The organism is Nocardia sp. NPDC019323 (assembly GCF_044389845.1).
GTDB classification, from domain to species: Bacteria; Actinomycetota; Actinomycetes; order Mycobacteriales; family Mycobacteriaceae; genus Nocardia; species Nocardia implantans.
Map to the genome: position 1 here is coordinate 1,090,680 of NZ_JBIRYN010000002.1, position 18,061 is coordinate 1,108,740.

22 protein-coding genes are annotated in these 18,061 nt (G+C 70.2%); 17 read left to right on the forward strand and 5 right to left on the reverse strand.

The window, feature by feature from the left end; all coding sequences use genetic code 11:
- Positions 1-45 precede the first annotated feature (45 nt).
- The 4 genes from ACH49X_RS12540 to ACH49X_RS12555 all read left to right on the forward strand — a co-directional run bounded on the left by ACH49X_RS12540 (position 46) and on the right by ACH49X_RS12555 (position 2,964).
- Positions 46-348 (forward strand): helix-turn-helix domain-containing protein, encoded by a 303-nt coding sequence (locus ACH49X_RS12540; protein WP_379044736.1) that lies wholly within the window; start codon positions 46-48, stop codon positions 346-348.
- A 227-nt stretch (positions 349-575) separates the two neighbouring features.
- Positions 576-677 (forward strand): 30S ribosomal protein bS22, encoded by a 102-nt coding sequence (locus tag ACH49X_RS12545; protein WP_003402602.1) that lies wholly within the window; start codon positions 576-578, stop codon positions 675-677.
- Between the two features lie 209 nt (positions 678-886).
- Entirely contained in the window at positions 887-1,960 is a 1,074-nt protein-coding gene (locus ACH49X_RS12550; RefSeq protein WP_323124665.1) for an NAD-dependent epimerase/dehydratase family protein, read from the forward strand.
- On the forward strand, positions 1,957-2,964 hold the full coding sequence (locus ACH49X_RS12555; protein ID WP_357112654.1) for a lysophospholipid acyltransferase family protein: 1,008 nt from the start codon (positions 1,957-1,959) through the stop codon (positions 2,962-2,964). The genes ACH49X_RS12550 and ACH49X_RS12555 overlap by 4 nt, the downstream gene beginning before the upstream one ends.
- A gap of 81 nt (positions 2,965-3,045) precedes the next feature.
- On the opposite strand, the gene ACH49X_RS12560 is transcribed toward ACH49X_RS12555, so the two are convergent.
- Positions 3,046-3,993 carry an HAD-IB family hydrolase gene (locus tag ACH49X_RS12560; protein WP_323124666.1) on the reverse strand — a complete coding sequence of 316 codons (948 nt, stop codon included), beginning with the start codon at positions 3,991-3,993 and terminating at the stop codon, positions 3,046-3,048.
- Positions 3,994-4,215: 222 nt separating this feature from the next.
- On the opposite strand from ACH49X_RS12560, the gene ACH49X_RS12565 reads away from it, so the two are divergent.
- From ACH49X_RS12565 to ACH49X_RS12590, 6 genes are all read left to right on the forward strand, one after another.
- Positions 4,216-4,476 (forward strand): glutaredoxin family protein, encoded by a 261-nt coding sequence (locus ACH49X_RS12565; protein WP_195083139.1) that lies wholly within the window; start codon positions 4,216-4,218, stop codon positions 4,474-4,476.
- Between the two features lie 240 nt (positions 4,477-4,716).
- Positions 4,717-5,562 carry a redox-sensing transcriptional repressor Rex gene (locus tag ACH49X_RS12570; RefSeq protein WP_357112659.1) on the forward strand — a complete coding sequence of 282 codons (846 nt, stop codon included), beginning with the start codon at positions 4,717-4,719 and terminating at the stop codon, positions 5,560-5,562.
- A complete protein-coding gene (locus ACH49X_RS12575) occupies positions 5,559-7,001 on the forward strand; it encodes a glutamyl-tRNA reductase (protein WP_357112662.1) in 1,443 nt (480 codons plus the stop codon). Before ACH49X_RS12570 ends, ACH49X_RS12575 begins: the two co-directional genes overlap by 4 nt.
- Complete coding sequence (gene hemC, locus ACH49X_RS12580) at positions 6,998-8,053, forward strand: hydroxymethylbilane synthase (protein ID WP_323124667.1); 1,056 nt, start codon at positions 6,998-7,000, stop codon at positions 8,051-8,053. The genes ACH49X_RS12575 and hemC overlap by 4 nt, the downstream gene beginning before the upstream one ends.
- Positions 8,054-8,114: 61 nt before the next feature.
- Positions 8,115-9,677, forward strand: a complete 1,563-nt coding sequence (locus tag ACH49X_RS12585; RefSeq protein ID WP_067810871.1) for a bifunctional uroporphyrinogen-III C-methyltransferase/uroporphyrinogen-III synthase — start codon at positions 8,115-8,117, stop codon at positions 9,675-9,677.
- A 359-nt stretch (positions 9,678-10,036) separates the two neighbouring features.
- Positions 10,037-10,348, forward strand: a complete 312-nt coding sequence (locus ACH49X_RS12590; protein ID WP_195083136.1) for a hypothetical protein — start codon at positions 10,037-10,039, stop codon at positions 10,346-10,348.
- Between the two features lie 29 nt (positions 10,349-10,377).
- Here ACH49X_RS12590 and ACH49X_RS12595 read toward each other — a convergent pair whose 3' ends face one another.
- The 3 genes from ACH49X_RS12595 to ACH49X_RS12605 form a co-directional block, all read right to left on the reverse strand.
- The gene (locus tag ACH49X_RS12595; protein WP_195083135.1) at positions 10,378-10,650 is read right to left on the reverse strand and encodes a hypothetical protein; all 273 of its coding nucleotides are present in this window, start codon (positions 10,648-10,650) and stop codon (positions 10,378-10,380) included.
- Positions 10,651-10,772: 122 nt separating this feature from the next.
- Positions 10,773-11,582, reverse strand: a complete 810-nt coding sequence (locus ACH49X_RS12600) for a tetratricopeptide repeat protein (protein ID WP_195083134.1) — start codon at positions 11,580-11,582, stop codon at positions 10,773-10,775.
- Between the two features lie 36 nt (positions 11,583-11,618).
- Positions 11,619-12,404: a hypothetical protein gene (locus tag ACH49X_RS12605; protein ID WP_195083133.1), complete on the reverse strand. Its 786-nt coding sequence runs from the start codon at positions 12,402-12,404 to the stop codon at positions 11,619-11,621.
- 206 nt (positions 12,405-12,610) lie between these two features.
- Here ACH49X_RS12605 and hemB point away from each other — a divergent pair, with 206 nt between their 5' ends.
- The 6 genes from hemB (at position 12,611) to ACH49X_RS12635 (ending at position 15,851) form a co-directional block, all read left to right on the forward strand.
- Positions 12,611-13,588, forward strand: a complete 978-nt coding sequence (hemB, locus tag ACH49X_RS12610; RefSeq protein ID WP_195083132.1) for a porphobilinogen synthase — start codon at positions 12,611-12,613, stop codon at positions 13,586-13,588.
- A 5-nt stretch (positions 13,589-13,593) separates the two neighbouring features.
- The gene (locus ACH49X_RS12615) at positions 13,594-14,109 is read left to right on the forward strand and encodes a hypothetical protein (protein ID WP_195083131.1); all 516 of its coding nucleotides are present in this window, start codon (positions 13,594-13,596) and stop codon (positions 14,107-14,109) included.
- Positions 14,110-14,432: 323 nt separating this feature from the next.
- Entirely contained in the window at positions 14,433-14,915 is a 483-nt protein-coding gene (locus ACH49X_RS12620; RefSeq protein ID WP_195083130.1) for a hypothetical protein, read from the forward strand.
- Positions 14,912-15,172, forward strand: a complete 261-nt coding sequence (locus tag ACH49X_RS12625) for a hypothetical protein (RefSeq protein ID WP_195083129.1) — start codon at positions 14,912-14,914, stop codon at positions 15,170-15,172. Before ACH49X_RS12620 ends, ACH49X_RS12625 begins: the two co-directional genes overlap by 4 nt.
- A gap of 57 nt (positions 15,173-15,229) precedes the next feature.
- Positions 15,230-15,460 (forward strand): hypothetical protein, encoded by a 231-nt coding sequence (locus ACH49X_RS12630; RefSeq protein WP_323124668.1) that lies wholly within the window; start codon positions 15,230-15,232, stop codon positions 15,458-15,460.
- A 169-nt stretch (positions 15,461-15,629) separates the two neighbouring features.
- A complete protein-coding gene (locus ACH49X_RS12635; protein WP_195083128.1) occupies positions 15,630-15,851 on the forward strand; it encodes a hypothetical protein in 222 nt (73 codons plus the stop codon).
- A gap of 10 nt (positions 15,852-15,861) precedes the next feature.
- Here the strand turns inward: ACH49X_RS12635 and ACH49X_RS12640 are convergent, their stop codons facing one another.
- Entirely contained in the window at positions 15,862-16,248 is a 387-nt protein-coding gene (locus tag ACH49X_RS12640; protein WP_195083127.1) for a hypothetical protein, read from the reverse strand.
- Between the two features lie 192 nt (positions 16,249-16,440).
- On the opposite strand from ACH49X_RS12640, the gene hemL reads away from it, so the two are divergent.
- Positions 16,441-17,760, forward strand: a complete 1,320-nt coding sequence (gene hemL / locus ACH49X_RS12645; protein WP_397069686.1) for a glutamate-1-semialdehyde 2,1-aminomutase — start codon at positions 16,441-16,443, stop codon at positions 17,758-17,760.
- Positions 17,761-18,061 lie beyond the last annotated feature (301 nt).

The following is an 18,061-nucleotide window of genomic DNA, read 5'->3' on the forward strand; positions in this document are numbered from 1 at the left end:
GGTGGGGAAGCCGGCGGCGCGGACGTGCCGGAGGTCAATGGTGCAATGATGTCTGCGAACAAGATGTCTGCGAATTCCGGAGCGTCCGGCGGCTCCGGTCCAGCGGGCGGTCGGGGGAATTCCCGCACACAGCGTGAGGCCGCGACACAGGGGCAACCCGTGCTCGGCGGCGGCACCCAGTTTCTCACCGTCGCCGAGGTGGCGAGTCTGATGCGGGTGTCCAAGATGACGGTCTACCGGCTGGTGCACTCGGGCGAGTTGCCCGCCGTGCGCGTCGGCCGGTCGTTCCGGGTGCACGCCAAGGCCGTGCACGACTATCTGGAAACGTCCTACTTCGACGCCGGATGAGGCGGTTTCGAGACCGCTGGGGCGTGACGGTACGATAGCTCCTCGGTTCGTGTTCGCCCGCCGGTGGCATCGCTGTTGGTTGCCCCGTGGTATCCGGCGGCGCGAACACGGGGCGTGAGGCTTGCCGCGTGACCCCGGCCCGTCGGCCGGGGCCAGGGCAGACGGGCGTCCGGCAATCGCGCACGGGCAGCGTGCGCGCCGAGTAGAGAGAACGCGAGGACAACCCTATGGGTTCTGTGATCAAGAAGCGCCGCAAGCGCATGTCGAAGAAGAAGCACCGCAAGCTGCTTCGCCGCACGCGTGTCCAGCGGCGCAAACTCGGCAAGTGAGCATCGCTGCGTGGTAGCCGCGCGGGCCCGTCACCAATAGGTGACGGGCTCTTTTATTTGAAACTTGCAATTTTGAAATCACCGTTTGTATCACGTGACTGAAGTCATCGTTAGATCCTGGTTAATACTCTCGGCGGAAGGGTAGGTACCCGCTACCCTTGGCACTGGGAATAATCACAAAGGCGGCTGGCAAGGGAAAGCGGGTGCCGGTGAGTTCTGAGGGTCGGGAAGCGCACGCGCCGAAGGTCGTGCTGGTCACCGGGGCCAGCCGCTTCTTCGGCGGCACGGTCGTCGCCCGCCTCGCTCAGCAGCCCGGGATCGAGCGGATTCTCGCCGTCGACACGATGACGCCGAGCCGGGAGTTGCAGCGGCGCATGGGCCGCGCCGAATTCGTGCGCGCGGACATTCGAAACCCATTGATCCGTAAGGTGATCGATGGTGGCGAGGTGGACACCGTGGTGCACACCGCGCTTCTGACGCGCCCGCCTGCGGGCGGCGGTCGCGCGGTGATGAAGGATCACAACGTCCTCGGCGCCATGCAGCTGTTCGCGGTCTGCCAGAAGGTGGCATCGGTGCGCCGGGTGGTGCTGCGCTCGTCCTCGGCGGTTTACGGGTGCAGCGCCAAGGATCCCGCGAAATTCACCGAGGAAATGAGCGCGCGCACACCGCCGCGCGGCGGGTTCGCGCGGGACCTGATCGATATAGAGGGTTATGTTCGCGGGCTGGCCCGGCGGCGTCCCGATATCGCCACGTCAATTCTGCGGTTCGCCCCCATCGTCGGCCCCCGGCTGGCCGCTCGCGGCGTGCAATATCTGCGTTCGCCGGTGACCCCCACCGTATTCGGCCGGGACGCCAGAATGCAGCTGCTGCACGAGGAGGACGCGGTAGCCGCCTTGACGCACGCGGCGCGCGGCGCGGCGGCAGGCACGTACAACATCGCGGGCGACGGCGCGCTGTCGCTGTCGCAGGCGGTCCGGCGGGCGGGCCGGATCGAGGTGCCCGTTCCCTTCACGGTGTTCCGCACCGCTGGGCGCCTGCTCATGGGCCCGGTGATGCGGGAGTTCTCCGCCGAACAGCTCGACTATTTCCACTTCGGTTGTGGCCTGGACACCACACGCATGCGCACCGAATTCGGTTTCGTGCCACGCTGGACAACGGTGCAGGCGTTCGACGACTTCATCGGGGGCGCAGCGTTGCGGCCCGTGGTCGATCCAGCGTGGATCGACGCCGCAGAACACAAACTGCTCGGCCTGCTCGGGGCCGGTACGGGAGCACACCAATGAATGACGTAGCGAAAGTCATCCAACTCCACGATCTCCAGATCGAGGCGCGCCAGCGGCCCGTGCCACGGCGGCAAGCCGCGCCGAGTCCGGTGACGTCGCTGGCGGAGCGGCGCGCGGCGGTGGCGCCCGCCGCGCCCCAGTCGCTGTCGGGCGTGCTGCGCGGCGCCCTCGGCAAGCAGATCGCCAAGACCGCGGACTTCGCGCGCCGCAGGCTCACCGGCGACTACCAGATCGACGAGTTCGGTTTCGACGAGCACCTGCTCGAGTCGGTCATCCTGCCCGCCCTGCGCCCGCTGTCGGACCTGTGGTTCCGGGTCGAGGTCAGCGGGATGGACAACCTCCCGGAAGCGGGCGGCGCGCTGATCGTTGCCAATCACGCGGGCACGGTGCCGCTCGACGGCCTGATGTTGCAGTTGGCCGTGCACGATCGCCACCCCAAGCAGCGTGCGTTGCGGTTGCTCGCGGCCGATCTGATCTTCGAGACCCCCGTGCTCGGGGTGCTGGCTCGCCGGGCCGGCCATACGCTGGCCTGCCGGGAGGACGCCGAACGGCTGCTGCGCTCCGGCGAGCTGACCGGGGTGTTCCCCGAAGGATTCAAGGGCGTCGGCAAGCAGTACACCGATCGCTACAAGTTGCAGCGCTTCGGCCGCGGCGGCTTCGTCGCCGCGGCGGTGCGCACCGGCGTGCCGATCATCCCGTGCTCCATCGTCGGCTCCGAGGAGATCTACCCGAAGCTGGCCGACATCAAGCCGCTGGCCCGGCTGCTCGGCCTCCCGTACTTCCCGGTCACGCCGTTGTTCCCGCACCTGGGTCCGCTCGGCGCGGTGCCGCTGCCGTCGAAGTGGTACATCGAGTTCGGCGCCCCCATCCCGACCGCGCCGTACGAGCCGGAGGCCGCCGACGATCCGATGACCATGTTCGAGGTCACCGACCAGGTGCGCGAGACCATCCAGCAGACGCTCTACAAGCTGCTCACCAAGCGCCGCAACGTATTCACCGGTTAGATTCGCCGCGCCTCTGCACGGCGTGTGCGCGGCCCCTCATGGCTCGAAAGACGTGGCTGAGGTGAGCTGCGCGTTCGCCTTTCAGTGAACGTCGCGGCGGCGAGTGACCGCTGCTGCGACGGCGCCGCCCGCCGCGCCCAAGGCCAGCGCGGTGGGCACGCCGATCTTGGCGGCCTTGCGGCCGGTGCGGAAGTCGCGGATCTCCCAGCCCCGGTTCTTGGCGACTTCGCGCAGATCCGAGTCCGGGTTGATCGCCACGGCGGTGCCGACCAGCGAGAGCATCGGCACGTCGTTGTGGCTGTCGGAGTACGCGGTGCAGCGCTTGAGGTTCAGGCCCTCGCGGATCGCCAGGGTGCGCACCGCGTGCGCTTTGCCGAGCCCGTGCAGGATGTCGCCGACCAGCCGCCCGGTGAACTTCCCGTCCACGCTCTCGGCCACGGTGCCCAGCGCTCCGGTGAGCCCGAGCCGCTTCGCGATCACTTGCGCCAGTTCCACGGGGGTGGCGGTCACCAGCCACACCTGCTGGCCCGCGTCCAAGTGCATCTGCGCGAGCGCGCGGGTGCCCGGCCAGATCTTGTCGGCGATGATCTCGTCGTAGATCTCCTCGCCCAGCGCGGCCAGTTCGGCGGTCGAACGCCCGGCGATGAACGCCAGTGCCTTCTCCTTGCCGCTGGCCATGTCGGTGCTGTTCTCCTTGCCGGTGACCCGGAATTTCACCTGCTTCCAGGCGACGTCCACCAGATCGGAGGTCTTGAAGTACTTGCGCGCGGCGAGACCGCGGGCGAAGTGCACGATCGAGGCACCTTGCACCATGGTGTTGTCGACGTCGAAGAACGCCGCCGCGGTGAGATCGCGCGGCGCCTCAGGGCCCGCGGCCTCGGCCTCGCCGGCGGCCAATTCGGCGTCGTGCAGGGTGAGCGCCGCGTCGGCGCTGGCCTCACCGGCCAGATTGGCCCGCAATTCCTCTTCGGTGGGGCCGAAGGGGCTGCGCGAGATGCGGGCGAGCTGGTCCTGCAGACCCTGGCCCATCTGGCTCAGATTCCATCGCGCCGGAAACTCACCGAATCGTCCCGCGATGAATCCGGCCCTCGCCACCCTCGATCGTTCCGGCACCAGTACCTCCGCCCGTCGCGCGAACCATGTCAACAGTAGCCGGATCGGCCGACAGTCACGGCGGAAGGCGGCGCGCGACACAATCGCGTGGCGCGTACCGAGCCTTCGCGGCGTCGCGCCGCGGATTAAATTCCGCTCATGACCAATCACACACATTCGGTGACATTGCTGACTCGCGCGGGCTGCGGACTGTGTGCGACGGCACTGGAACAGCTGCGCGTGATCTGCGCCGAATTCGGTATCGAACCGGGCACCCTCGACGTCGACGAAGCCGCCGCTACCGACCCTGGCCTGCGCGCCGAGTACGGCGACCGGCTTCCCGTCGTGCTGCTCGACGGCCGCGAGCACAGCTATTTCGATGTCGACGAGACCCGATTGCGGGCCGACCTGAAGCGCTGAGCGCGCCGTTTTCCGTCCGATTCGGCCGCTGTGCTGGTCGCGGCGGAAAATGAGGCCAATTTCACCGACTTTGTGCAGGGCTTCACAAGCAGTTACGGTGGTGGCAACGCGACCCGCATGCCGAGGCTGCGGAGCCGCCCCGAAATCCGAAACTTCGACCCCATGGCACCGGACCGTCCCCGGTCAGAGGGGGTCGAGCGACGAACCGGAGCCCGAGGCCCGGGACGAGGAGCCGACGACGTGACAGAGCAGCATGAGGCGCCAGGCGGCGTCTCCGGCAGGGCTCTGCAGAAGGACATCCCGCAGGCCACCGTCGCGCGGCTGGCTACCTATCTTCGGGTCCTCGCCATGTTGGCCGACGACGGTGTTGCCATCGTATCGAGTGAGGAACTGGCTGTCGCGGCGGGTGTCAATTCGGCCAAATTGCGCAAGGATCTGTCCTTCCTCGGCCCCAACGGGGTGCGCGGCGTCGGCTACGACGTGGCCAAGCTCCGCGCCCGGATCGAAGACGTGCTCGGCCTGTCGCAGGGTCATCGCGTCGTGCTGGTCGGCGCGGGGAACCTGGGCCGGGCCCTGGTCGGTTACGGCGGGTTCCGGCGGCGCGGATTCACCGTCGTCGGCATTCTCGACAGCGACCCGGAGGTGATCGGCATGCCGGTCGCGGGCTTGGTGGTGCGCGACGTCGCCGAACTGCCCGCGGCGGTCGCCGAGCTGGAACCGACCATCGCGGTGATCACCGTTCCCGACGACGCGGCCCAGGACGTGTGCGATCGGCTCGTCGCGTCCGGATTGCAGTCGATCCTGAGCTTCGCGCCCTGCGAGCTGGTCGCACCGGCGACGGTCGAGGTCCGTCGCGTCGACCTGGCCGTCGAGATGCAGATGCTGTCGTTCGAGCGGATGCGCAACGCGGAGCAGGCTCCGCTGCCGGAGGTCGCGCACGCCGGATCGGGCCGCATCGCGCACCGCCTGCCGACATCGCACGCGGCGCCTGCGCACCCGGCACTCCAGCACGCGACAACCCCGCATACGACAACCTCGCATACGGCAACGGAGCCAAGCAGCAAGGGATCGGTGGTCACACCATGAGCGTTCTTCTCGTCGGCATCTCGCACCGCAGCGCGCCGGTCCCCGTGCTGGAGAAGGTGGCCGTCACCGACGCCGACCGGCCCAAGCTGATCGACCGCCTGATCTCCTCCAGTCACGTGTCCGAGGCGATGATCGTCTCCACCTGCAACCGGGTCGAGGTCTACGCGGTGGTCGACGCCTTCCACGGCGGTCTCGCCGAGATCGGCGACCTGCTGACCAAGCACTCCGGCCTGCCGATGCCTGATCTGACCAAGCACGCCTACGTCCGCTACTCCGAGGCCGCCGCCGAGCACCTGTTCGCGGTGGCCAGCGGGCTGGACTCGATGGTGATCGGCGAGCAGCAGGTGCTCAGCCAGATCCGCGGCGCCTACGCCTCCGCCGACGCGCAGCGCGCGGTGGGACGGACCCTGCACGAGCTGGCGCAGCACGCGCTGCGGGTCGGCAAGCGGGTGCACGCCGAAACCGGCATCGACCGCGCGGGCGCGTCGGTGGTGTCGGTCGCGCTCGATCGCGCGCAGCAAGTGCTCGGCCCGCTGGCAGGCCGGACCGCCGCGGTGGTCGGAGCAGGCGCGATGGGCGGTCTCGCGGTCGCGCATCTGTCCCGCGCAGGCATCGGCCGGATCATCGTGGTGAACCGCACCATCGCGCGGGCGCGCAGACTCGCCGAGACCGCGCGGTCGCACGGCGTCGATGCCGAGGCCATGGAGCTGTCGCGGCTCACCGAGGCGATGTCGGCGACCGATGTGGTGATCACCTGCACCGGCGCGGTCGGCGCGGTCGTGACGCTCGCCGACACCCACCGCGCGCTCACCGACCGTGAGCGCGGCGAGGAATCCGCCACGGTGGAGCGGCCGTTGGTGTTCTGCGATCTCGGCCTTCCGCGCGATGTGGAGCACGCCGTGGCCGGGCTGCCCGGCGTCACGCTCATCGACATCGAGACGCTGCAACGCGATCCGGCGGCGGGAGCCGCCGCCGACGACACCGCCGCCGCCCGGTCGATCGTCGCCGACGAACTCGCGAAGTACCTGGCCGGACAGCGGATGGCCGAGGTGACCCCGACCGTGGCGGCGCTGCGCCAGCGCGCCGCGGAGGTGGTCGAGGCGGAACTGCTGCGGCTGGATTCGCGGCTGCCCGGTCTCGCCGACCCGGAACGCGACGAGGTCGCGCGCACGGTGCGCCGGGTGGTCGACAAGTTGCTGCACGCGCCGACGGTGCGGGTCAAGCAGCTGGCGTCCACACCGGGCGGCGACAGCTACGCCGAGGCGCTGCGCGAATTGTTCGAACTGAAGCCGGGCGCGGCCCAGGCGGTCGCAGCGCCGATGGAGATCACCGCGCTCGCGGGCGATCGCGCCGAGATCACATTGGCCGACGGGGAGATCGCGCTGGCCGACGACTTCACCGCGGGCCATCGCGGCGAGGAACAGGGGCAGACGGCATGACCATGGTCCACCAAGAAGGCAACGCCACCGCGGGCGGCACTCGCGCACCGTGGCGGATCGGCACCCGAGGGAGCCTGCTCGCGCTGACCCAGGCGGGCACCGTGCGCGACGCGCTGATCGCGGCCGGGCAGCCCGCCGAGCTGGTCGTGATCAAGACCGCCGGTGACCTGTCCTCGGATCCGGTGCAGAAGATCGGCGTCGGCGTGTTCACCTCCGCGCTACGCGACGAGCTGGCCGCGGGCACGATCGACATCGCCGTGCACTCCTACAAGGACCTGCCGACCGCGCAGGACCCGCGCTTCACCATCGCCGCCATCCCGCCGAGGGAGGACCCGCGCGACGCGCTGGTCGCGCGCGACGGGCTGGTTCTCGGTGAGCTGCCCGCCGGCGCCAAGGTCGGCACCTCCGCGCCGCGCCGCGCCGCCCAGTTGCGGGCGCTCGGGCTCGGCCTGGACATCGTCCCGCTGCGCGGCAACCTGGACACCAGGCTGCGCAAGGTGAGCGAGGGCGAACTGGACGCCGTGGTGGTGGCCAGAGCCGGACTGGCCCGTATCGACCGGCTGGACGCGGTCACCGAGTCGCTGGAGCCGGTGCAGATGCTCTCCGCGCCCGCGCAGGGCGCGCTCGCGGTGGAATGCCGCAGCGACCACACCGCGCTGGTGGAGATCCTCTCCGGCCTGGACGACGCGGCCACCCGCGCGTCGGTCATCGCCGAGCGGGCGCTGCTGGCCGAACTGGAGGCGGGCTGCACCGCACCGGTCGGCGCGGTCGCCGAGGTGGTGGAATCGCTCGACGACGACGGGCGGATCGTGGACGAGCTGTCGCTGCGCGCGTGCGCGGCGGCCGTCGACGGATCCGACGTGCTGCGAGCCTCGGTGGTCGGCGCCCCCGGCGACGCCGCCGAACTCGGCCGCGCGCTTGCCCGCGAGTTGCTCGACATGGGTGCGCGCGAGTTGCTCGCCACCGAACCGGACGACGGTTCCCCCATCCGGGCGGTGAGTTCGCCCGCCACAGACTTGCCCAACCCCAGCCCAATGGAGAACAGCCGATGAGCGGAAGCATAGGCACCGTGCCCTCGGGTATGCCGGAGCCGAGCGCAAGCGAGGTGCAGGCATGAGCCGAGCCACGAAGAAGCACCCCGGTCGCATCCTTTTCGTCGGATCGGGTCCGGGTGACCCGGCGCTGCTCACCGTACGGGCCCGTGAGGTGATCGGGCGGGCGACGCTGGCGTTCACCGACCCCGACGTCGACAAGGGCGTGCTCGCTCTGATCGGCACCTCGGTCGAGGCGGGTCCCGACGGGGAACGTCCGGTCGACGTGCGGCCCGCGCTGGGCGAACCCGCCGAGGTGGCCAAGACGCTCATCGCCGAAGCGCGCGCCGGGCACGACGTGGTCCGCGTGGTCGCGGGCGACCCGCTGACCACCGACTCGGTGATCGCCGAGGTCAACGCCGTCACCCGGTCGCACATGGTCTTCGAGGTACTGCCCGGCCTGCCCAACGGCTCCGCGGTGCCCAGCTACGCGGGCATCGCGCTGGGTTCCGGGCACACCGAGGCGGACGTGCGCGGCGAGGTGGACTGGGCCGCGCTCGCGGCCGCGCCCGGTCCGCTGGTGCTGCACGCGACCTCCGGTCATCTCGCGGAGACCGCGAGCGCCCTCGTCGAGCACGGCATGGCTCCGCAGACCCCGGTCGCGGTGACGGTGCGGGGCACCACCCGCCAACAGCGCACCATCGAGGCCACCTTGGCCACCCTGAACAGCGCGGCCTCCGAACTGGTCGGCCCGCTGGTGGTGACCATCGGCAAGGTGGTCGCGCAACGCTCGAAGATGTCCTGGTGGGAGTCGCGCGCGCTGTACGGCTGGACCGTGCTGGTGCCGCGCACCAAGGACCAGGCGGCGGAGATGAGCGAACGGCTCGTCACGCACGGCGCCATCCCGATGGAAGTGCCGACCATCGCGGTCGAGCCGCCGCGCAGCCCCGCCCAGATGGAGCGCGCGGTCAAGGGTTTGGTCGACGGGCGCTACCAGTGGGTGGTGTTCACCTCCACCAACGCGGTGCGCGCGGTGTGGGAGAAGTTCGCCGAGTTCGGTCTGGACGCGCGGGCGTTCTCCGGTGTGAAGATCGCCTGCGTGGGGGAGGCGACCGCGGACAAGGTGCGCTCGTTCGGCATCAACCCCGAGCTGGTGCCCAGCGGCGAGCAGTCCTCCGAGGGCCTGCTGGCCGACTTCCCGCCCTACGACGACGTGTTCGACCCGGTGAACCGGGTGCTGCTGCCGCGCGCCGACATCGCCACCGAGACGCTGGCCGAGGGTCTGCGCGACCGCGGCTGGGAGATCGATGACGTCACCGCCTACCGCACGGTGCGCGCGTCGCCGCCGCCCGCGGAGACCCGCGAGATGATCAAGACCGGCGGTTTCGACGCGGTCCTGTTCACCTCGTCCTCCACGGTGCGCAACCTGGTCGGCATCGCGGGCAAGCCGCACGCACGCACCATCGTGGCCTGCATCGGCCCCAAGACCGCCGAGACCGCCATCGAATTCGGCCTGCGCGTGGACGTGCAGCCCGATGTGGCCCAGGTCGGTCCCCTGGTCGAAGCGCTGGCCGAGCACGCGGCCCGGCTGCGCGCCGAAGGACTTCTGCCGCCGCCGCGCAAGAAGAGCCGCCGCAGCAGGTAGCTGTGTTGGATTTGCCGCGACTTCGTCGCCGCGAACGCGCATGCTCGGTCTCGCTTCGCTCGAAACCTGTGGTCGGGGTGCGCTGGGTGCGTGAGTGGTTCGAGGTCGCGACCCGGTGCGCGGTCAGGGCCGCCGACTGTCGGGAGCGAGCGCGATTCGGCGCGGGGTGCCGCGGCCATCTGATGGCGCACACGTGAGCCGGGTCGCGAACGGCGGATGCTGAGTCTCGCTTCGCTCGAAAGACGTGGTTGAGCTGGCGTATTCGGGGGCGAGTGGGGCTTCTCTGTTGGGGGCAGCCCTCATTCGAGGCCGGAGCAATGTCGGATGTGGCCGGGTGCCGCGTCGAGAAGTGGGCTCGCTTGTCCGAGCCGACCCGGCCGCGGATCTTCGAGACCATCGAGCTCGAGATCAACCTGCCAGAGCATCAGGACACCGCGATGGCTTCCGCAGCGGGCGGTCCGCTGTTCGCCTACGACACCCACTACTGCGCCGCGAACCGGGCGGCCGATCCCACGGCCCTGGCGCGCAGTTGGACGTCCTCGGGCATCCGCGCCTTCGATGTCCGGGACCCGGCGGCGGTCCGGGAGATCGCCTACTACGGAGATCCGGACGGGTATGAGCTGGACCCGGTACAGCCGACTCGGGGTCGGCTGTACCGGGTCCAGCTGTAGGGATCAGCGCGGGCTGCGCCACTCGAAGGTCAGTACCGCCTGCGCATCAAGGTGCGGACCATGGCGCAGGTGGCGTCCGACGGCGGGCGGATGCCGATCACCTCGGCGGTGTGCCGGATCCGCTTGTTCGTCGCGTAACTCGGCGCGTAGACGCCCGAGTCGAGCAGGGCGATCGCCAGGCGCATCGCCTTGAGCCGCCGGTTGTGCATGACGTACCACGCCCGGGGGCGGCCCGGTGGCAGCGGGCGCTTCTGTAAAGGGGAGTAGGGGCGATCGATGAGAACGGTTTGCGGTGTGCGCATTGGCATCCCTCCCGTGGCGATCGGGGGCGGGCGAGCCCCCTCGAACGTACCTTCGATTTTACCCGGGGGTACCGACAAATTCCGCTGGCCAGAAGGGTTTTCGAGGGCCGGACGGGCGGCGGTCACAGATCGTGCAGCAGCCGCAGCGACTGCGGATGGCCGAGCGCGGCCGCGCGTTCGAGCCACTGCCGCGCCTCCAACTGCGCCGGCGTGCGGCCGGTCGCGATGGCGGCGGCGGTACGCAGTACTTCAGGGTCGGCGAAATCACCTGCGAGGTAAGGAGTGTTGGCGGCGCGCAGCAACAACGCGAGGTGGAACATCGAGTCCGGATCGCCCGCTTCGGCGCCCCTGCGCAACCACCGCTCGCCCTCGGCGGGTTCGCCGCGGTCCAGATACAGGGCGCCCAGCACCGCCATCGCATCGGTTCTTCCCCGTCGCGCGGCCTCGGTGAGCAGGTCTATCGCGCGGTCGAATTCGCCGCGGCGCGCCAGGCGCAGGCCGAGACTGCGCATGGCCGTGGGATTTCCGGCGCGAGCGGCTCGCTCGTACCACTGCTCGGCCTCTTCGTCACGTCCGCGCCGGTTGGCGATGACGCCCATGTTGCACAGCGCTTCGGGCAACCCGCGCTCGGCGGCGGGCCGCAGCCAGCGCTCGGCCTCATCGATATTCCCGCGCTCGGTGTGCAGCAGACCCAGCTGCACGCCCGCCGCCTGGTTGCCTCGCGCGGCGGCGGTCTCCAGCCAGTGGATCCCCTCGCCGATCCGCCCGTCGGCTCCCAGCAGCGCGCCGAGCATGCCCATCGCGGGCGCGCTGCCACCCGCGGCGGCCCGGCGCAGCCAGTGTTCGGCGCCCGCCGCGTCGCCCGCGTCCCACAGCGCTTCGGCGCGCCGTTGCATGGCGAGCAGTTCGAGCTCGCTCGGCGGCTCGGTCATCTCAGCAGCCCGTCTCGCGGTACCCCACGCCGTCCATCATCGCGCTTGTTCCATCGGGACGTGGTACCCGTTCGCGTGCGCGTACGCGGTCAGCTGCGCGTCGTAGTTGCGCAGGCTGTCCAGCAGCCAGGTGTGCCCGGTGTCCTTGACGACCACGATCGGCCCGCGGCTGCCCGGCGGGAGCGTGGGCACGGAGCCGTCGAGGTACCAGGATGTGGTCGACCACGGGAAGATGAAGGCCCAGCCGATGTCGGCGACCCGGTGCGGCGGGCCGAGTTGGAGGGGATCGGCCGGGGTGGCATGCCGTGCGCTGTGCTCGGCGAGCAGATGCCGCGCGCTGTTGCGGGCCACGCGCACGTCCAGCGGTCCGGAGGCGGTGTCCGGAAACCGCAGGCTGGTCTCCGCCCCGGCGCACAGCCGTCGGCCCGCCGCCTCCGTCACCTGGCACGGTCTGCTCTGCAGGCGCAGGAAGACGCTGCGGGCGGTGTCGGAGTAGCGCAACCCGACGGTGGCGTCCTCCGTGCCGCCGACCAAGTGCGTCCCCCGGCTGCGTATCCATTCCGGCTCGTCGGGACGGATGCCGAGCATCCGGAAGGCGACGTGCGCGCCCGGCATGACCTCGGGCGGGGCCGATTGCCGCGCGACGAACTCGACGCCGAAGTTCTGCCCGGTGGCGTCGGTGGCCCGCCAGATCCGCAGCACGGACGCGGGCGCAGGCAGACCGTCGGTCAGCACGGGCCACCAGTCCGCCAGCAACACCGCCGCCCACGATTCGAAGTCGGCGGCTCTGGCCAGCGAGATGTCGATGTGCGGATCGGTCATGCTTGTCCCCCAGCGGGTCTCGCCTAGTCGGAGTATGCGCCTTCGCACCTGGGAGAATGTGTGATTTCGCACACTGTTATCACACGGATGACATGAGTGTTCCGCGGATAACGGGCGGTAGCTGTCCCAGAAGGTCTGAATCGCTGCCGGGGAGCAGGCCACGGGCGCCGGCGACAGCCGATCGCACCGGGCGTATCGTGCGATTCATGACCGGAATGGACCGCCCACGGCGGTTGCGCCGCACCCCCGCTCTGCGTCGTCTCGTGGCCGAAACAACACTGGAACCACGGCAATTGGTCCTGCCGATGTTCGTGGCCGACGGCCTGACGGAACCGCATCCGATCGGCTCCATGCCCGGCGTGATGCAGCACTCGCTCGACTCGCTGCGCAAGACGGCTGTCGAGGCGGTCACGGCGGGTGTCGGCGGCATCATGCTCTTCGGCGTGCCACGCCCCGAGGACAAGGACGCGGTCGGCAGCGCGGCCAGCGATCCGCGCGGCATCCTCAACCGCGGCCTGCGCGCCCTCGCCGACGAGGTGGGCGGCTCGACCGTCGTCATGGCCGACACCTGTCTGGACGAGTTCACCGACCACGGGCACTGCGGCGTGCTCGCGGCCGACGGCGCGGTGGACAACGACGCGACGCTGGACCGCTACGTCGAGATGGCGCTCGCCCAGGCCGAAGCGGGCGCCGACCTGCTCGGCACCAGCGGCATGATGGACGGCCAGGTCGGCGCGATCCGGCGCGGGCTGGACGCGGCCGGGCGCGTCGACACCGGCATCCTGGCCTACTCCGCCAAGTACGCTTCCGCGTTCTACGGTCCGTTCCGTGAGGCCGTCGCTTCCTCGCTGGAAGGCGACCGGCGCACCTACCAGCAGGACCCGGCCAATCGCCGCGAGGCGCTGCGTGAACTGGAACTGGACCTGGCCGAGGGGGCCGACATCGTCATGGTCAAGCCGGCCATGGCGTATCTGGACATCCTGCGCGAGGTCGCCGATCACTCGACTGTCCCGGTCGCCGCCTACCAGATCTCCGGCGAGTACGCGATGATCACCGCCGCCGCCGAACGCGGCTGGATCGACCGCCGCGGCGCCATCCTCGAGTCGCTGCTGAGCATTCGCCGGGCCGGCGCGGATTTCGTGCTCACCTACTGGGCGACCGAGGTCGCGAACTGGCTGTCGTGACGAATATGGCGGGACCGTTCGTCGCCGGCCCGGCCCGGCCCCCGATGCCGGAGGACGTCGGTACGGCGCGGCAGCTGTGGTGGGGTGTCGTCGGGTTCGGCGTGGTGCAGTTGACGGCCTCGATCGTCGCCGCGCTGGATCAGCGGCGCTCGTTCGCCGAAGAGGTCTTCGAGCAGGCCAGGGTGCAGGATCCGCAGGTCACGATGGCCAGCGCCGAACTGATGGTGTCGCTGGTCTACGTGGTCGTCGTGCTGATCGGGCTCGGTCTGTCCGCGCTCGCTCTGGTGATCGTGCACCAGTTCGGGCGCGGCAAACCGTGGGCGCGCACCGTGCTGACGGTGCTGGGCGCGTGGTCCGTGGTGATCGGCGTCGGCGCCCTGCTGGCCATCGACGCCGTGACCGGGACCGCCTCGCTCGTCGCGGGCGGCGCTTCCATCGTGCAGGCCGTGCTCGCGGCGGGCGCCATCTACCTGTCTCACCGGCCCGACGCCACCGCCTACTTCCAGCCGGGCAGGCGCTGAGGCTCCGATGCAACACGTTCCCAATTTGTCCGAGACAGTCCGGCATGTATGGTGAGGGTTGTCACAGTGGACGTGGGAACCGGTAGTCGTTTGCCATGCGTTGTCGTTCATTACGCGCGCGAACTCGGCAAATGGCTCCGGAGGATCGGAGGCATCGATGCGAGTGGTGATCCAGCAGCCGCACAGCATTCGTCGGGATCTGGCCGTCTTGAGCCTGCTGATTCTGTTCGCCGTGCTGACCGTCGCCGTGCTGTTGCTGCCCGGCCTGAGTCGCTGATTCCGCTCTTCGTCGTGCCGGCGCGCGCTGCCGTGGGGGCACCGGCGTGAGCGCCGAGGCCATCTTGTTCACCGAGCCGGGCGCCCACTGGCGCGCCGTGGCCTACGGGCCGATCCTGTGCCTGGCCATTCTCTCTCTCGAACTCGTCACCGGTGGCGAGGTGCACTGGTTCGCCCTGCTGTTCTGCGCCGCGCTGATCGCCGGTTTCGTCGCGCTGCAAGTGGTCGCGGGCAAACGGCACGTCAGCGTGGAACTCACCACGGAGACGCTGCGCTCCGGCACCGAGTCGCTGCCGCTGGACTCGATCGCGGAGGTGCTCCCGGAACGGGACGAGGACTCCTGGGACGACGAGGAGTGGGAGTCGGCCAGGGCGCTCGGCGAGCTGACCGGCGTGCCGCGCCGCCGCACCGGCATCGGTCTGCGGCTGGCCGACGGCAGCCTGGTGCAGGCCTGGGCCCGTGATCACAAAGCGCTGCGCACGGCGCTGACCGAGGTCGTCCAGCGTGATCCGAACGGAGTGGACCGATGAGGCGCTGGCTGGTGGCGGTGCTCGTGGAAGTGGATCTGTTCGTGCTCGCGCTGGTCGGGGCGGTGTTCAGCGCGCGTGCGGGCGTGCGGACCACCGACTTCCCGCCCTCCGGCGACGCCCCTGGCTTCACCGCGGTCCGCTACGTCGCGCCGTGGTGGCTGTTGGCCACGGTGCTCGTCGCGGTGGCCGGCGTGCTCGCCATCGACGTCGTCGCCCGGCTCGCGCGCCGCCCGCTTGCCGCGGGAACCGCGCGCTGATCAGCGCCAACCCGCTTGCGGCCGTTTGATGCCGCGCGCCGAGGGAACGCTGATCACATGAAACCAACTGTCCAGCGAACACTTTTGGGTGCGGTGGCGGCCGGTGTGATCGGCGCGGCCGCTGCCGTACCAGCCACCGCGTCCGCCGAAACCGTTCCGCAAGAGCCTGTTCCGGTGACACCGGTTTTCCTGGCCACCCCACCCGCGCCGCTGCTGCACGCCCTACCGACGCCGTTGGCGTGCCTGGTGACGACCGGCTTCGCCGCGTTCTGCCTCGGCATCACGTAGCCACACATTGCCTGCGAACCCTCGCGGACGGCGCGACGACGGGTTACCGTGCTACCGCGCTCCGTTCGGCGCCCGACGCGGGCCGACCGCGCGCTTTGGTTGGAATGGCTCTGTGGCCGTTAGTATTTCGGCCGTAGTTGGAACGCGCGTCGATGAAGGAAAGTGTTTGATGAACCGGTTCGCCGTGAAGATCTGTGCCGCGTTTGCCGTGGCCGCCGCCCTCGGTTTCGCAGCCGCGCCCGCCGGCGCGACTCAGGGACTGCCACTGGAGGACGCGAACCCGGTCGACGCGCCGATCTTCGTGCCGGATTCCGGTTCCGCGGGCCCCTACAACGGGTTCATGTGCATGCTGCACACCATGTCGGCGCAGGTGCCCTGCATGTACGCCTGACCGCGCGCGTTCAGTTCCAGTGCTGGTAGATGTCCAGCACACGGCCACCGCGGGTGCCGGGGGCGTTCAGATACACGGTGACCGTCCCGTCCGGATGGCCCGCCGCCTCCAGCACCACCTGGCGCAGCGTGGCGTGCACCGCGCCGCGATCGTCGCGGTAGATGGCGGAATCGTTCTTCAGCCCCGCGCCGATCCGGTTGGGTGGGACGAACATGGTGACCACGGCGGGAATCGGCCCCCCGGCCAGCGCCGTGGTCGCCGCGTGGTCCAACGGGATGGCCAGCCGCGCCTCGTCGAGTTGATCGAGCGGCTGCGCGGCTGCGGACCCGGCGCCGAGTGCCATGGCGGCCCCGGCGACGACGGTGAGCACACCCACGCTGACGATGGCAATCCGCATGCAGACCCTCCCGAACGATGGACGAATGTGAGCTGAGACTACGCACCGGCAACCTCTCAGCGATCGAATTACGCGCGAACCCCACCTCGGCGTGTTGCCGGGCGGCTGCGGCCTGCATCACTGCACTACACCCTGTCGTCAAGCCGATTTTCCGGTGCTGAGAGACTGGAACTCGTGAGTTCTTCTCCGCGCGTGACCAGTGCAGCTGTGCCGGTTTCCGCACAGCTCTTCGACCGGGCGAGTTCGGTGATCCCGGGTGGCGTCAACTCTCCGGTGCGGGCATTCCGGTCCGTCGGCGGCACACCGCGATTCATCGCATCGGCCGACGGCTGCACACTCGTGGACGCCGACGGCAACGAGTACGTGGACCTGGTCTGCTCCTGGGGTCCGATGATCCTCGGCCACGCGCATCCGGCGGTCGTCGAGGCGGTGCGCGCCGCGGCAGGCGGCGGCCTGTCCTTCGGCGCGCCGACCGAGGCCGAGATCGAACTCGCGGAGGAGATCGTGCGGCGGGTCGCGCCGGTGGAGCGCGTACGGCTGGTGAACTCCGGCACCGAGGCCACGATGAGCGCGGTCCGGCTGGCCCGCGGCTACACCGGGCGCACCAAGATCATCAAGTTCGCCGGTTGTTATCACGGCCACGTCGACGCGCTGCTCGCCGACGCGGGCTCCGGCGTCGCCACGCTCGGGCTGCCCACCTCGCCTGGCGTGACGGGCGCGCAGGCCGCCGACACCATCGTGCTGCCCTACAACGACCTCGACGCCGTCGCCGCGGCGTTCGCCGCGAATCCCGGGCAGATCGCCTGCGTGATCACCGAGGCGGCGGCGGGCAACATGGGCGCGGTCGCGCCGCTGCCCGGCTTCAACGCGGGCCTGCGCGCGCTCACCGCCGAGCACGGGGCGCTGCTCGTCATGGACGAGGTGATGACCGGTTTCCGGGTCAGCGCCGCCGGTTGGTTCGGCCGGGAAGGCGTCGCGGGCGATCTCTACACCTTCGGCAAGGTGATGAGCGGCGGCCTGCCCGCGGCCGCGTTCGGCGGTCGCGCGGAGATCATGAACCACCTCGCGCCGCTCGGTCCGGTCTATCAGGCGGGAACGCTGTCCGGTAACCCGGTCGCGGTGGCCGCGGGCCTCGCCACGCTGCGCGCGGCAGATGACGCGGTGTATGCCGCGCTCGACCGCAACGCGCAGCGTCTCGGCGAGCTGTTCACCTCGGCGCTCACCGACGCAGGGGTCGGGCACCAGGTCCAGTTCGCGGGCAATATGGTGAGCGTGTTCTTCGCCGAACGCCCGGTCACCGACTACGCCGCCGCCAAGGCGAGCGAGACCTGGCGCTACCCAGCGTTCTTCCACGCCCTGCTCGACGGTGGCGTGTACGCGCCGCCGAGCGCGTTCGAAGCGTGGTTCGTCTCCGCGGCGCTCGACGAGGACGCGTTCGACCGTATCGCTGCCGCCCTGCCCGCCGCCGCGCACGCGGCGGCGGCCGCCACCCCCGAAGGATCCCGCGCGTGACCTCCGACCTCGACCAGCCCGATGCCGACCGGCGGGAGCCGGCCAAGCCGTCCGCCGAGCCGGAGGCGACCGTGACGCACGGCGCGACCGCCGTCGCGCTCGATCCGGTCGCCGACGCGACCGTGATCGACGCCGGTGAGCAGTTCGCCGCCGCGAGCGCCGGGACACAGGCCGCTGACCTCGCTTCCGAGGGTTCGAGCCTGGTCGACGCGGGCGCTCATTTCGCCGCGGCCGCCGCGTCGTCGGACGCGCAGGTCGCCGCGGCGCGCAAAGGCGACACGCAGGCTTCGGACCAGACCGA